The organism is Nocardia sp. NPDC004573 (assembly GCF_053602135.1).
On the sequence record NZ_JBSGDA010000017.1, the window covers coordinates 122,913 to 136,749 of the forward strand.

General features: G+C 66.4%; 12 protein-coding genes and 2 pseudogenes. 7 read left to right on the plus strand and 7 right to left on the minus strand.

What is annotated here, in order from left to right:
• Positions 1-126: 126 nt before the first annotated feature.
• A complete protein-coding gene (locus ACWEKR_RS24595; RefSeq protein WP_452356464.1) occupies positions 127-1,083 on the minus strand; it encodes a hypothetical protein in 957 nt (318 codons plus the stop codon).
• Between the two features lie 406 nt (positions 1,084-1,489).
• Complete coding sequence (locus tag ACWEKR_RS24600; protein ID WP_452356465.1) at positions 1,490-3,079, minus strand: MFS transporter; 1,590 nt, start codon at positions 3,077-3,079, stop codon at positions 1,490-1,492.
• Positions 3,080-3,193: 114 nt separating this feature from the next.
• Between ACWEKR_RS24600 and ACWEKR_RS24605 the strand changes: the two genes are divergently transcribed.
• Positions 3,194-3,865 carry a TetR/AcrR family transcriptional regulator gene (locus ACWEKR_RS24605; protein ID WP_452356466.1) on the plus strand — a complete coding sequence of 224 codons (672 nt, stop codon included), beginning with the start codon at positions 3,194-3,196 and terminating at the stop codon, positions 3,863-3,865.
• An 84-nt stretch (positions 3,866-3,949) separates the two neighbouring features.
• A pseudogene (locus ACWEKR_RS24610) lies at positions 3,950-4,719 on the plus strand (VOC family protein); the annotation flags it as partial.
• Positions 4,720-5,077: 358 nt separating this feature from the next.
• On the opposite strand, the gene ACWEKR_RS24615 reads toward ACWEKR_RS24610, so the two are convergent.
• Complete coding sequence (locus ACWEKR_RS24615; RefSeq protein ID WP_452356467.1) at positions 5,078-5,386, minus strand: DUF6802 family protein; 309 nt, start codon at positions 5,384-5,386, stop codon at positions 5,078-5,080.
• Between the two features lie 746 nt (positions 5,387-6,132).
• Between ACWEKR_RS24615 and ACWEKR_RS24620 the strand changes: the two genes are divergently transcribed.
• Positions 6,133-6,477, plus strand: coding sequence for an ArsR/SmtB family transcription factor (locus ACWEKR_RS24620; protein ID WP_452356468.1), 345 nt, complete (start codon positions 6,133-6,135; stop codon positions 6,475-6,477).
• Between the two features lie 150 nt (positions 6,478-6,627).
• Here the strand turns inward: ACWEKR_RS24620 and ACWEKR_RS24625 are convergent.
• Together ACWEKR_RS24625 and ACWEKR_RS24630 are read right to left on the minus strand one after the other, a co-directional pair.
• Positions 6,628-6,849 (minus strand): annotated as a pseudogene (locus ACWEKR_RS24625) (cytochrome P450); the annotation flags it as partial.
• 241 nt (positions 6,850-7,090) lie between these two features.
• The gene (locus ACWEKR_RS24630) at positions 7,091-8,359 is read right to left on the minus strand and encodes an MFS transporter (RefSeq protein ID WP_452356469.1); all 1,269 of its coding nucleotides are present in this window, start codon (positions 8,357-8,359) and stop codon (positions 7,091-7,093) included.
• Between the two features lie 165 nt (positions 8,360-8,524).
• Here ACWEKR_RS24630 and ACWEKR_RS24635 point away from each other — a divergent pair, with 165 nt between their 5' ends.
• A complete protein-coding gene (locus tag ACWEKR_RS24635; protein WP_452356470.1) occupies positions 8,525-8,692 on the plus strand; it encodes a hypothetical protein in 168 nt (55 codons plus the stop codon).
• A gap of 438 nt (positions 8,693-9,130) precedes the next feature.
• Positions 9,131-9,775, plus strand: a complete 645-nt coding sequence (locus ACWEKR_RS24640) for a hypothetical protein (protein WP_452356471.1) — start codon at positions 9,131-9,133, stop codon at positions 9,773-9,775.
• Positions 9,776-10,142: 367 nt separating this feature from the next.
• On the opposite strand, the gene ACWEKR_RS24645 is transcribed toward ACWEKR_RS24640, so the two are convergent.
• Positions 10,143-10,721, minus strand: a complete 579-nt coding sequence (locus ACWEKR_RS24645; RefSeq protein ID WP_452356472.1) for a TetR/AcrR family transcriptional regulator — start codon at positions 10,719-10,721, stop codon at positions 10,143-10,145.
• 79 nt (positions 10,722-10,800) lie between these two features.
• On the opposite strand from ACWEKR_RS24645, the gene ACWEKR_RS24650 reads away from it, so the two are divergent.
• Both ACWEKR_RS24650 and ACWEKR_RS24655 read left to right on the plus strand, forming a co-directional pair.
• Positions 10,801-11,586: an SDR family NAD(P)-dependent oxidoreductase gene (locus tag ACWEKR_RS24650; protein WP_452356473.1), complete on the plus strand. Its 786-nt coding sequence runs from the start codon at positions 10,801-10,803 to the stop codon at positions 11,584-11,586.
• Entirely contained in the window at positions 11,583-12,110 is a 528-nt protein-coding gene (locus ACWEKR_RS24655) for an SRPBCC family protein (RefSeq protein WP_452356474.1), read from the plus strand. The genes ACWEKR_RS24650 and ACWEKR_RS24655 overlap by 4 nt, the downstream gene beginning before the upstream one ends.
• 347 nt (positions 12,111-12,457) lie before the next feature.
• Here the strand turns inward: ACWEKR_RS24655 and ACWEKR_RS24660 are convergent, their stop codons facing one another.
• Entirely contained in the window at positions 12,458-13,813 is a 1,356-nt protein-coding gene (locus ACWEKR_RS24660; protein ID WP_452356475.1) for an MFS transporter, read from the minus strand.
• Positions 13,814-13,837 lie beyond the last annotated feature (24 nt).

Consider the following 13,837-nt stretch of genomic DNA (forward strand, 5'->3'; position numbering starts at 1 on the left):
GTGGTTTCGTGGATCACGGGAAACTCGCAACCAGCGGACACACCCGTGGACCCGCTCGGCGAGGAAGATGCCGAGCGGGCCCTCGGTGCGTAGCTGCCCTTCGTCCGCCTCAACCCTTGATTTCGGTCACCGAGCGGTGGAACCGGCTCCAGCGGCAGCCACGGCTGATTTCGGTTCGCCTGCTCCTGGGCGCACCCGCGAGAAGTGCATTGTTGTCTTCTGGCTGGGTTGTTTGTTCGGGTCGAAAGGTCCGGGGTCGACTTCGACGTTCGCGTCGCTGTAGAAATCGACATTGACGTCTTGCGTGATCAGCACGGACGTGGCGAGGCCAGCGTTGTCCAGCAGGGCGTTCGGGTCGATACCCCAGAACCAGTGACCGTTGTACTGGTGCTCGTAGCAGCCGCAGACCGTCCCGGTCAGGGTGGCCCGGTAGGTCACGCGGGCTGTCAGCGATCCGAGGTTGGCGAAGAGATACGCGGTCTCGGCCGAGTGCGCGGGTACGTCGTCGTCGGCGCCTTCGCTGACTCCGACGGTGACACTCTGTTCTTGTCCTTGAGTCTCACCCCAGTTGTTCGTGTACGTGAACCCTGTTTCTCCGCCGATGCTGCCCCCGATGTCGGCGAATTTGATCCCATAGGTGATCTTCTGGTTGACCGAGACGGATTGGCTCTGCGACCAGCTCTGACTGGTGGAGACCGTCTTGCTGATCGACATATCCGCGTGGTAGTGCACAGAGTGGTCGAGGTTGTTGGTCCAGGTGACGTGGTGCGCGATCACAGGCTTGCTGTTGACACCGATGACCTGCGCATCGACCGCCTCGAGGGTGGTGCTGACCTCGTCCCAATGGAAGTCGTTGTACTTGTTCCCCTCCGGCGGGGTAGGGGCACGCAGCCACACATAGTCGGGCAGGTACGACCCACTGCCCATGACCTTCGCGAAGCTCTGCCTCATGTTCGAACTGGTCAGCCCGAACGCGCTCACTTCCTGATCAGTGATGGTGTGCGACGTACTGCCGAACGCCTGAGCCAAACTCCCGCTCACCGTCGGAGCAGCGGTGATGTCGACACTGAAATCTTGACCCATGTCATCTCCCCTTCCCAGCCGTCAGGTTGCCGGTCAGACCTATTCGAGGGCTCGCGCGGCCGCACATGCCAAGTCACCAAGAGCGGTGACCGGCGTACGGCTCACAGCGCTCTTCTGTTCGCACACTGCAGCGTATGAGCAGCTGAGTGAAACGCGGTTCCCCCGATCTGGGTGAATCTTCTCGCGCGGTGCCGTCTCCGCGCCATGATCATCCGTACGGTGCTGCAGTGATCCCTTGACCCCGAGATCGCTTCTCCACACCCGTACCTGCGGTATCACCCCGGATTCTGACGGCCCCGTTCGCGAGGCAGTTCGCCAGGTCGTTGAACGATGCGTTGACGATTCACCACCAATGGCACAAGCGTGGGCACGCATCTGCGTGCCCACGCCGGGAGAACAAACCGCATCAGCCGACCGCGATTTCTTCCTCCACCGCACTCGAATCGGCGGCGGGCTCATTCTTGCGATTGCCAGGAAGCAGCGCGGCGACGGCGAGGGTGCCGATCGCCAGTCCGATCGCCGCGATGAGGCTGGTGTGCGACACCGCGTGGGCGAAGGCCGCATCGGCGGCGGACACCAGCTGTGCTGCCTGTTGGTGCATTCCGGCCTCATCGATCCGCTGGGCCACCACGAGCGCGCCGCCGATGGAATCCTGCACCGCGTCGGCGGCTTCGGCGGGCATGCGGCCGGTGACGAGCGGGGCGATCTCGTCGCCGTAGGCGGTGCCGAGCAGTGAGCCGAGGATCGCGATGCCGAGTGTGCCGCCCAACTCGACCGAGGTGTCGTTGACCGCGCCACCCACACCGAGCAGCCGCTCCGGGAAGGCATCCATGATCGTGTCGGTGGCCGGGGAGACACTCAGGCCGATGGCCGAGCCCATCAGCACCAGCGGCCCAGCGAACGCCGCATACCCGGATTCAGCGTCTACTTGGGTCAACGCCGCCAACGCCAGAACGCCGAGCAGCATGCCCGCCACCACCATCGTCCGAAGCCCGAGACGTGGCGTCAGTACACCGGTGATCGCCGAGCCCACGAAGACCGCGCCCGCCAGCGGCAGCAGCCGCACACCGGTGGCGAGTGCGTCGTATCCGAGCACGAACTGCAGATGCTGCGTGATGTAGTAGATCGCGCCGAAAGCAGCCAGGAAGAACAGCAGCACAGCGAGATTCGCACCCGCGAACGCGCGATCGCGGAATTTGCGGAGATCGAGCAGCGGGTTGGGATGCCGCAGTTCCCAGGCGATGAACCCGGCCATGGCGACCACCGCGAGCACCCCGGCGAGCACCGCGGAGGTGTGCCAGCCGTTGCGCGGACCCTCGATGATCATGTAGACCAGCGCCGCGATGGCCACGACGGACAGCGCGCCGCCCATCAAGTCCAAACGTTGTGTCGTGTGCGCCCGGGACGGTGGAACCACTACCAGCGCCGCGACGATCGATACGACCGCGATGGGAACGTTGATCAGGAAGGTCGACGCCCAGCCGTGGTCGGTGAGCAGCCAGCCCGCCACCAGCGGACCGACCGCGATCGCGAGGCCGGTGGTAGCGGTCCAGATGGTGATAGCCACGGCGCGTTCCCGTTTCGGGAAGGTGGCCACGAGCAAAGACAACGTCGCGGGCATGATCATCGCCGCCCCGGTCCCCATGATCGCCCGCGCGGCGATGACCCAGTCGGCGCTGTCGACGGCCGATCCCAGCACCGCGCCGACCGCGAAGACGGCCAGGCCGAGGATCAGCATGCCGCGGCGGCTGTACTTGTCACCGATCGCACCCATGAGCAACATCAGGGCGGCGTACGGGATGGTGTAGGCGTCGATGATCCACTGCAGGTCCTGGCTGGACAGGCCCAGGTCGAGGGTCATATCGGGCGCGGCGACGATCAGCGACGTATTCGTCATGACGCCGATCAGCACGCTCAGGCACAGCACGGCGAGCGCCGCCCAACGGCGGCTGTATACGGTGCCCGGTTCCACCGGCGTGGTGGATAGCAGAGACATGTCCATTCCTCTCGAAGAATTGCACACCGTTGTGCATTTGCACATTAATGTGCAATCTAAGGAATTTGCACAACGATGCGCAAGTATGCGAGGCTTCCACGTGAAGGGACTCACATGACAGCGACCAGAACCATGACTTCTTCTGCGACCCCGGGCGCGCGAGCGCAGGCCAATCGGAAGCGGATCCTCGACGTCGCGGCAGCCGAACTGGCCCGCAATCCCGCGGCGAGCATGGAGGAGATCGCCTCGGCCGCAGGGGTCGTGCGCAGAACGCTCTATGGCCACTTCCCCACCCGCGAGGCGCTGATCGACGGTCTCCTCGACCTGGCATCCGACGACATCGCCCACACGCTGCGCCCGCTCGACCCGGACGAGCCGGTAACGGTGACCTCGGCCCGGTGCACGATCGCCCTGTGGCGGGTCGGGGACAAATACCGCCTGCTGTTCAAGCTGACGGAGACGAACCTGAGTGCTCGGATCGAGGAACGACTGGCGCCCGTGCACGAGCACGGCGCGGCCATGTTGCGCCACGGGCAGCAACTCGGCGTGTACTCCGATCACCTCCCCGCCGAGGCGCTGTCCCGCGCGCTCGCCGGACTGGTGCTGGCACTGCTGGAGGCGCGCACCGACGGAACCTGGACCGAGGCCGACCCCGACGTGGCGGCCGCGCGCGCCTGCCTGGTCGCACTCGGCGTGCCGCCGGACACGGCCGGCGAAATCGTCGCGCTCGCTGCCCGACTGGAGAATGCGCACTCATCGGCGCAGCACGCCGGTGCCGCACCGTAGAGCAGCGACGCCGACACCTCCACAGCCGCGGCAGAGCATCGCCGTCGCCGGTTGAACTCGACGCCGACGAATTCCTCCGGATCACTGCCGGAGTCCATCGGCGGACTGTCGGTCGATCTCGTGGATCCCAGCGGGGTCCCGGTGCGCGTCGTGGCAGGCAGCTCGACCCGCTGCCCGCGCCGGTCCCGCACGTGTTCGATTTCGGCCACGACCTCCTCCGGGTCAACACCACGCAGCGAACGCCCCGCACACCCACCACGGTGCAACGTCTCGGCCACGTGGTGCTGCAGAGCACCACCTACCGCTCGGCCCTGGACTGGTATCTCGACACCCTCGGGATGATCGTCAGCGATTTCCTCTATCCGGCCAGCGTCGGCGCGGGCCGACGATGAGCTTCATCCGCTGCGATCGTGGCTCGCAAGCTGCCGACCCCCACACGCTTGCGATGGCACTCGGTCCGTCGAACCGTTATGCGCATTCCGCCTCGAGTAAGGGATCTCGACGCTCTCGCCGCCGTGGCGAGTATCTGCGCGAGCAGGGCTACTTCCGGTCTTGGGGCATCGGGCGCCATATCCGGGGCAGCCAGCTGTTCGACTACTGGCGCGACCCTGACGGCTTCCTCGTCGAACACTGCGCCGACGGCGACATGTTTCGGCAACACCCTCGAACCCGGATGGGCGCCGTTCACCGCGTCCGGGCTGGCCCAATGGGGCCCTCCGGCCACCGGCGACTTATTGGGCACCCGTCCCCGCCACGTCCCGGGCGAGGTCCGCGCCATGCTCACTGCGCTGCGCGGCCGCAACGAGTTCGACATCACCCGTCTCATCGGCCTGCTGAAGGTAGCCAAGTCATGACCATTTCCGTTCTGCGCACCACCGACGCCTGGGGGTCCGCACCGAGTCCGGCGCCGCTCGAATCGAATCGATACCACCGCGGTCACCACGGGCGACCTGCTGGCCGACCGGCCCGCGATCGAAGCCGCGACCGACCTCATCCGCAGCCAAGCGAGGCACCAACCAAGCCCATCCGCAGCCCGAGCCGCCGCAAGACATCTTCGCTGGTCAAGCCATTGTCTTTCTTTTCCGCACGGCCACTACCAGAACCACTTCGGTTACAGCTCTTGCATCAGACCACAGCTAGCTGCGCTATCTCATGGGGTGGTGGTTCCACAGTGGCGATCTCGAAACGTCAACTGTCCGAGAGCGGCACCGCTCACCTGCCCAGCCGCCCCTGATCCGTCCGAATCCACTCCGAGGTTCCGTCCGGGTGACGATGGAACTCCCAGGCGGTATAGTCGCCATCCTTCTCCACCACCTTCACGTGATCGGCGAATCCATCGTGATCGACGTCCGTCCACACCTGTATGGCATCGTCGCCGGTGATGGTCGTGCTGTCGAGCAGACCGTCTTGGTCGATGTCCTGGGTGGGATGATGCAACTCGACGGCGCCGAGACCGCCTAATTCGGAGTGCGCGTCGACATGCGGGAGATCCAGCCCCGGCAGATCACCCGACGTGACCACGGCCCCTGCTTTCGGGCACCATGCCTTCGAAGAACTCGGCCAGCATCGGCCCAGACTATCGATGTCTCGGCCGCCATTCAATACCTTGCACCACTGGTCGCCGAATGCGCAGCCGGCTCGGGCCACCAGCACCCCTCCGCGAAGGCATGGCCAAGGCCCGCGCCAAGGGCCGCCTCAAAGGCAAAACCGAAACTCCCACTCACAGCAAGCAAATCAACCATCGCGCGCTACCACAACCCCGACGACGACGCGAGCCTGGCCGACCTCGCCGCAGAATACGGCGTCGGCCGTTCCACCATCCACCACATCATCAGCAGCACCACCCCGCCCCGGACCCGACCCTCGCGCCCGTTGCGACTAGTGACGACCACGGCGGCAGGCAGACCGGCCAACCGCCGACCGGCGACCGCGACGTCGAGCTGACCGTTTCCCGGGAGATCCGAGCAACGAAGCAGCCTTCTACGGCGACGCCCCAATCACACCGCCCGCTGTGGCACCGGGCCTACTGCCGACCGCGCGGCACAAATCGCTGCGCCTTTGCAGCCGCGCGGTTTCCACGAACCACCTCGCCGGTGGGATGGCATGGTTGACGAAGTAGTCGCGTCGGCCGGCAAACGCGGGATAAAGACAACCGTGGGGTGGCCCGGAGGCTCGGCCCACCGGGTTTCGGCACCTGACCGATAGGTACTATGGATTTCATATCTTCGGCAGTCGCTCGCCGCTGATGCGGTGGAGAGGAGTGAGTCATGGCCGATGCGGACGGGCATCCCGATATCGGGGAGTTCGATCTCTCCGCAGTGCTGGCCGCGCTCGCCGATGACAATCGGCGCAGTGTGATCGCGCAGCTGTATGCGGAGCCGGAGGGGACGGAGCAGTTTTGCAGTGTGTTCGGGATGCCGTGGGCGCCCTCGACGCGCACGCATCATTTCCGGGTGCTGCGCAAGGCGGGATTGATATGGCAGCGTGATGTCGGCAACGGCCGGATGACGAGGCTGCGACGCGAGGATATGGAAAAGGTGTTTCCCGGCCTGCTGGCGGCGATTCTCGACGCCGACAGGGGTCGCCATCCGGCCGTGCCGGCTACCACGTGACCGGAAGCGATGTCGGCCGGTGGACGAGGATGCCGGTCTCCCATGGGATTCGGTCCTCGGGCACGCGAGCCGGAGCGTCGGCAGCTCGGTGACGAGCCTGCGCAGCACCTCGGTGATCTCCATGCGGGCCATGGCCGCACCCATGCAGTGGTGCATGCCGTAGCCGAATTGCCGGTGTCGCTTGCCGTTGCGGGCTGGGTCGATCACCGCCGGGTCCGGGTACACCTCGGGATCACGGTTGGCCGAATGCGCGTCGGCGTAGACGATGTCGCCGGGATACAGCGTCCCCTGTGACAGCGTGAGTTCACGGGTGGTGACGCGCGGGAAGGTCGAGATCCGTCCCAGCGGAAGCAACCGCAGGAACTCCTCCACCGCGGCGGGGAACGGCGACCGGATTGTCCACCGGCGCTGTAGGCGGAGGCCACGAAGCCCTCGAGCCGCCCATGATCGGGGTGGTCGGGGTTGAACAGCATTTCCGTCGGCATGATGGTCGGCAGGAAGCTCGGCCCGTCCTCGACATTCGTCTCGGCGCGCGCGAAACTGAGGTCGGTCAGGACCGCGTGCACGTCGCGGTAAGCGGTCACGTGCACGGCAGTGTGACCGCTGGGCAGTTTCACCTGCGGTAGTCCGCCGGTGGAACGGTGCGGTAGCGGTTCGTCATCAGGGGCGGCGCGATATTGGCGATGCCGTCGAGATCGACGCGGACCGCGTCGAGTGCGTGGGTCACGAGGTGACTCCTTCTGGGCTGGAACCGATGTCCCGGTCCTCGGTGGCTCGTGTGTTGCCGCGCACCGCGACGATGAGGATGGTGAGCACCACGAGCAGGGCGATTCAGCAGGCCCGCGGCGGTGCCGCCGCGTTCGGCGGGCACCACGGAGAGCGCATGACCGTCGACGAGACCGATGGGCAGGCCGAAACCGAGGCCGAGCAACACCATCGGCACGATGATACAGGCCACCGAACGGTCTTCGGACAGCGCGAGCACACCGGCGTTGCCGAGGATCGCTGCGCCCAGCGCGAGGTAGACCACCCGGCCGACGGTCAGCGCCGGGAAGTGGGTGACGAGCTGGCCGACGGCCACCGGCGCGACGAAGACGGGAATGGTCATCGCGAGCATGAGCAATCCGGAAGCGCCCGCCGAGAGGTCGGCGATGCCGCTCAACGCCGAGGGCAGGTAGGTCAGCAGGGTGACGAAGCCGATCGATCCGGCGACCGGGACCAGGCACATGGCGAGGAATTCCCGATTGCGCAGCAGTCCGAGGTCGAGAACCGGGCCGTGTTCGGCGACAGCGGGTTTCACGGCGGGCAGCACCCGTGTGCCGAGGCCTGCGCCCGCAAGGATCACCGCGTGCACCAGGAAGACGCCCCGCCAGTCCAGCAGTGAGATCAGGACACCGGAGATGGTGGGGCCGAGCGCGAGGCCGAGCCCGTTCACGGTGCCGAAGACGGCGAACGCCTTCGTCCGGCGCGCCCCCTCGTAGGCCGCCGACAGCAGCGCGGTGGCGCCGGTCAGGATGGCCGCGGCGCCGACGCCCGCGACGACGCGCGCCAGGTCGAGGACGTACAGGTTCGGCGCGGCGACGCTGCCGAAACTGCCCGCGACCACGAGCGCGGTGCCGATCCCGAAGGTGCGCCGATGTCCGATGCGGTCGCTGACCGCACCCCACAGCAGCGTAGTGAGGGCGAAGGCGACGTTGAATCCGTTGACGACCCATTGCAGCGCGGCGGGATTCGATCCGAGGTCGTGCGAGATGAGCGGAAGCGCGATGGCGGTGCCCGCGATGGCCATCGGTGTCACGAACTGCGCGGCGAGCACCACGGGCAGTGTCGCGCCGCTGGGTGGCGCGCCGCGGGTTTCGGTTTCGGTGGTGACGGTCGACATGGATACCCCCTGGGGCGGTGGTCGGGTGGGCTCGGCACGGCGGAAGGACTTCGGAACGCGCGAGGCACCACCGTGGTAATAACTACTATCATATTAGTAGCTACGATTAGCTTCGTACAATTGCTGCCGCGGACCAGATCCCCGACCTCGCCCCAGGAGCATGTGATGAGCACGGCGCACCGCCCCGGACCAGATTTCCTCGACACCGATGTGCTGGTGGTCGGCGGCGGCCCGGTCGGCATGCTGGTCGCCGCCGAACTGGCGCTCCAGCTCATCCGGCCCGGTGGCCCGCGAATCACTGTCAGATGCGCATATCTAAGTAGGAACATGTGAATCTGTGGTCGCGCCTGTAGCGTCGAGGGATGGGGCCGAGTTCCATCTCCGGTCCAGTCCGCAGCCGACTCGGCCGCCGATCCCACCCACCTGCGCGAGCGTGAGATCACTGCCACGATCCCGGTCCCGGCGGATCAAAGCGGACACCGCCGCAACCGCGTCCGCCCGGGGCGAACGACCAACCGGCCTTCGAACTAGTTCCGCTCGTCGAGCGCTGGCGCGAGCAGTACGCCGCCGGACATCGCGGTCCGGAACGCGGCTGACCGCGGCGATCCTCCGATGAAAGGGGATCGGCCCCCGGTGAAGTAGTGCGTGCGGCCGCCGATGACCTTCGAATCGCCGATCCCGCAGGCAGCGGACCCGCACGCGTTTCCGTGCGTATGGCGGTGTGCAAAGGGTAGGCCGCATATGCAACCTACTTTGACGAATGGAGGCGTCATGAGAGACGTCGACGACACCGTTCCCGCAGGCCACGGCCGTTCCCTTCGAATTCCCCGTAGCCGGGGAGCCCTCGGCGGGCTCGCGGTGCTACTGCTGGGCATTTGGGGTGCGCTGATCCCGTTCATCGGACCCTACTTCGACTTCGCGTTCACTCCGGACGACCCGTGGGTGTGGACGTCGGCGCGCGGGTGGCTCCAGGTGTTGCCCGGCGTCGCCGCGATCATCGGCGGATTGCTGATGCTGGGCAGCCGCAACCGGCTCGTGGCGAGCTTCGGCGCGTGGCTGGCAGCGGCGGCGGGCTTGTGGTTCGTGATCGGGCCGACACTGGCGGACACCCTCAAAATCGGGGATGTCGGCGAACCCGTCGCCACCTCCGACTTGAAACGGGCCCTGCTACAACTGGCCTACTTCTATGGTCTCGGAGCGCTGATCCTCTTCTTCGCCGCGACCTCACTCGGCCGACTGTCCGTGCGCAGCGCACGCGATATCGCCTTCGCGCGACGCGAGGTCGATACCAGAGCCGCCGCCGAGGTCGACAGTCGGCGTCGTGTAGCCGACGCGCCGGGCCCTGCGGAACCCGCTTCCCGAGCCGATGCCACACCGGGACTGCGACCGGACAAACCCGGGCTGTATCGCAGCTGACCTCACCTCCAACGTTTGTCGAGAAAGGTGGCCGCGGCGTTCCCTCCGCCACGTGGCGACGCAGCACCGTTGGCACCCAATATGGTTGGGTCGTGCGCGCGCCGGCCCAAGCGACCGCGGTCGCGGTGACCACCGCACTGATCGCACGATCGAAAGTCCACCGCACACCGCAGTAGCGACGGTTCACCGCAAGCAGCAACACGGTGCCGGGGGCGCACTGTCCGGGCGGCACTCCTGCGCCGTTGGGACGAGCAGGCTCGTGCCTCAGGAATCGGGTGATGTCAGCGCAAGCGGTAGGTCGCGAGAGCGGGTGGTGCGAGTACTTACGCATGCGGCGAGTGTGAACATAGCCGCGACGGCCTAGAGCTCACGGTAGGTCGGCGAGGGCTGCGACGACAGCCCATGCGTCGGAATGCGGTTCCGATGTCCAGGGGGCCGTAGGTTTGTGGATACGCAGCGAAACCACGCCGTGCAGGGCGCACCACACGCGCAGCGCGAGGTCCGGGGATTTCTCGGCGGTGGGTAACAGATCGGCGAGACGGTCCAGCAGATCCAGCCCTGGCCCGGGGCCGGACTCGATCGAGGGATCGGGGCGCTCGAACAGCAATTGGTAGGCGCCCGGATGGTTCTCGGCCCAGGTGAGATAGGCATCGACCAACGAGCGCAGTCGGTCGGCACGACTGCTGTCCGCAGGGACTGCCGCATCCAGCGCGTGCCGCAGCCGACCGAACAGTTCCTCGGTCACGGCGTAGTTCAGCGCGTCCTGAGACGGGAAGTGCAGGTAGACCGCGCTGGGCGCGACGCCGCAGGCCCGGGCGATGGCCCGCAGTGACGGCGTCGGCAACGCCTGCGGTTGCAGCAGCAGTTCGATCGCGGCGGCAACCAACTCCGCGCGCAGCCGCTCGCCCTCTCCACGTACTCGCCGCCGCCGGCGTGCATCGGTCATCGAGTCTCCCTTGACAAGTATCACTGAACAGCTGTTAAGTGATGCCAGCTTAACACCTGTTCACCTTCGGGAGGCAAACATGAGGAACTGGGAAGGCGCGACCGCGGTCGTGACCGGCGCCAGCAGCGGTATCGGCGCGGCGTTCGCCACAGCCTTGGCCGAAAGACGTTCCGGCCTGATCCTGGTGGCCAGGCGCGAGGATCGGCTGCGCAAGCTGGCGACCGACCTCGAACGCACCTTCGGTATTCGGGCTCGGGTCGTCACCGCCGACCTTTCGATCCCAGCGGACGTCGAGCGGCTCGCCGGCGTGCTGAGCGCGGGCGCCAACCCGATCGACCTGCTGGTCAACAATGCCGGTTTCGCAACCCACGGCCCGCTCGTCGACCACGACTCGGCACGAATGCGCGAGGAGATCGCGGTCAACATCACCGCCGTCGCGGAACTGACCCGGGCGGTACTGCCGGAGATGATTCGGCGCGGCGACGGAGCGGTGGTCAACATCGCCTCCACCGCGGCGTTCCAACCGATCCCGTTCATGGCCGTCTATGGGGCGACGAAGGCGTTCGTGCTGTCGTTCACCGAGGCTCTGTGGGGCGAACTCGAAGGCAGTGGCGTCACCGCCCTCGCCGTGTGCCCGGGTGCGACCGACACCGAGTTCTTCGATGTCGCGGGCGAGGCCGCCAGCGTCGGCCGACGGCAGACATCGGAGCAGGTGGTGGCCACGGCACTCCGCGAACTGGACCGCCACGCGCCCCGGCCGAGCGTGGTATCCGGACTGGCGAACGCGGTGTCCGCGCGTCTGCCGCGATACCTGCCGCGCCGCGCCACGATTCGCCTGACCCGTAGACTGGTCGCCGCGAGATGACGATGTACGCACTGCGGCCGAGCGGCCTCGATGACATCTCTGCGATGCGCTTCCACCTGCGCAACGAACGTATCGTGACGGCATCGGCGCAGCGCACCTTCGATATCCTCGCCACCGGCGAAGGGCAACCGGAGTGGGCCGCCGGATACCGGGCCACTACCTGGTACGGGAGTGCCCCGCATGACGTGGGAACGATCCGCGACATCCACTTGCGCTGGATCACTGTGCGCGAACGTTTCCTGGCCTGGGAGCCCGGCGCCCGATTCATGTTCTCCGCCGACGCAATGTCGATACCGTTGGCCCGCAGCATGATCGAGGACATCACCTTGGATCCGGCCGGACCCGACCGCTGCCGCCTGGTCTGGCAGGTACACCTGGAGCCGGCATCGGTTCTGCGCCCGATCGAGTCCCTTGTGATGCGACGCGTTTTCGAGCCGATGTTCGACTCCTTTGCCGTTGGACTCGCCCGATTCGCCAGCGCGCACCCTGATCGACCATCGGACCTGCCACCCGCAGGCCCATGAAGACAGCTGTGTCGGCCGGTTGGCCGACGCGGAGTTGAGGAAGACGGACGCAGCGTTGTGGAGTGGCGGATCGATACACCGCGGATGCGGCGCGGGACGAGTACCGGTACTGGTCGGCGGATCGACGTTTCCGGGAGTTGGTGGGACAGCTCGCAGCAGCGCCGGCCGCCGCAGCAGATGTTCTCATCCGCATGAGGGTCGCTGATCCAATCATGAACCTGAAGTTGTAAACGCTCGCGCATAAGTCAGGCACGCGAGCGTTTACAACTATGCAGCAGGCCAACGCCCAGTGGCGGCGTTCACGTGAATCCTGTTGACAGTTAACCCGATTGATCAGACGGCGCGGATCAGGACGGAACGGAGACGGAGGCGTTCCCGCCGGCCGTCGCGGGCCGCTCGGCCGACACGGTTTCCGGTAGTGCCCATGCGCAGCCGAGCGTGCACAGCGCCATGACCATGAGGAAGGCGGAGACCGACGCTGTCGAACCGGTTGCCGCCAGCAGCGCGGTCATGAGGAAGGGCGTGCCACCACTGACCAGGATGGCGGCCAGCTGGTAGGCCAGCGTTATGCCGGAGTAGCGGATTCGGGGCTCGAACAGTTCCGCGAGATACGCCGCCACCGGGCCGTACACCAGCCCGGAGCCGATGCCGCTGCCGATAGTGGTTGCGATCATGATCGCCGTGAGTGAGCCGCTACCCACCAGCCAGAAGAAGGGGAATGCCCACAGCGCCATGAGCGCTGCCCCGATCAGTATCAATGGGCGGCGACCCACACGGTCGGACAGCGAGCCGGCGAGATAGATGACGGGCACTCCGATGGCCGAGGAGAGCAGAGAGACGGCCAGCAGGCTGTTGCGAGCCAGGCCGAGTTCGCGCACACCGTAATCGAGCACACCGGCGACGCTGATGTAGAAAATGGCGTTTGTTCCGAACAGCAGGCCCGCGCCGAGCAGAACCCGCTTCGAGCGCGTGCGCAGTACTTCGAGAATCGGGGCCTGCGCGACCGCGGTCGAGACCGCGGCGGCTTTGGTCCGCAGCCGGCGGAACTCAGGGGAGTCCTCGATGCGGAGCTGGATGAACAGCACTACCGGGAACAGCGCGGCGCTGGCCAGGAACGGGATACGCCAACCCCAGCTCAGAAAGTCGGCGCCCTTGACGTATGCGCTGACCAGAAGGAACGCGCCGGTGCCCAGTAGCAGGCCCAAGGGCACGCCCATCTGGCCGAAGGTGCCCGCTTGGCCCTTGCGGTTCGGCTTGGTGGTTTCGGTGAGCAGCAGGGTGACCCCGCCCCACTGGCCTCCCACGGCGATGCCCTGGAGGAACCGCAATGCCACCAGCAGAATCGGCGCGGCCACGCCGATCGACTCGGAGGTGGGCAGCAGGCCGATCGCGCAGGTGGATGCGGCGACCAGGATCAGGCACGAGACCAGTGCCGGCTTGCGGCCGAAGGTGTCGCCGATGTGCCCGAAGATCAGTCCGCCCAGTGGCCGGGCGATGAAGCCCGCCCAAAAGGTGCTGAAGGACAGCAAGGTGCCCATCAGCGGCGACGCATGGGGAAAGAACAGTTTGCCGAATACCAAGGCAGCGGCTGTTCCATAGATGAAGAAGTCGTACCATTCGATCGAGCTGCCCACCAGGGCAGCAGCCATGAGGCGCCGTAATTTCTTCTGATCGGGGCTGCCGGAATCCGAATTCGGAGTCATACCTATCTCCAGGGTGAGAAACGA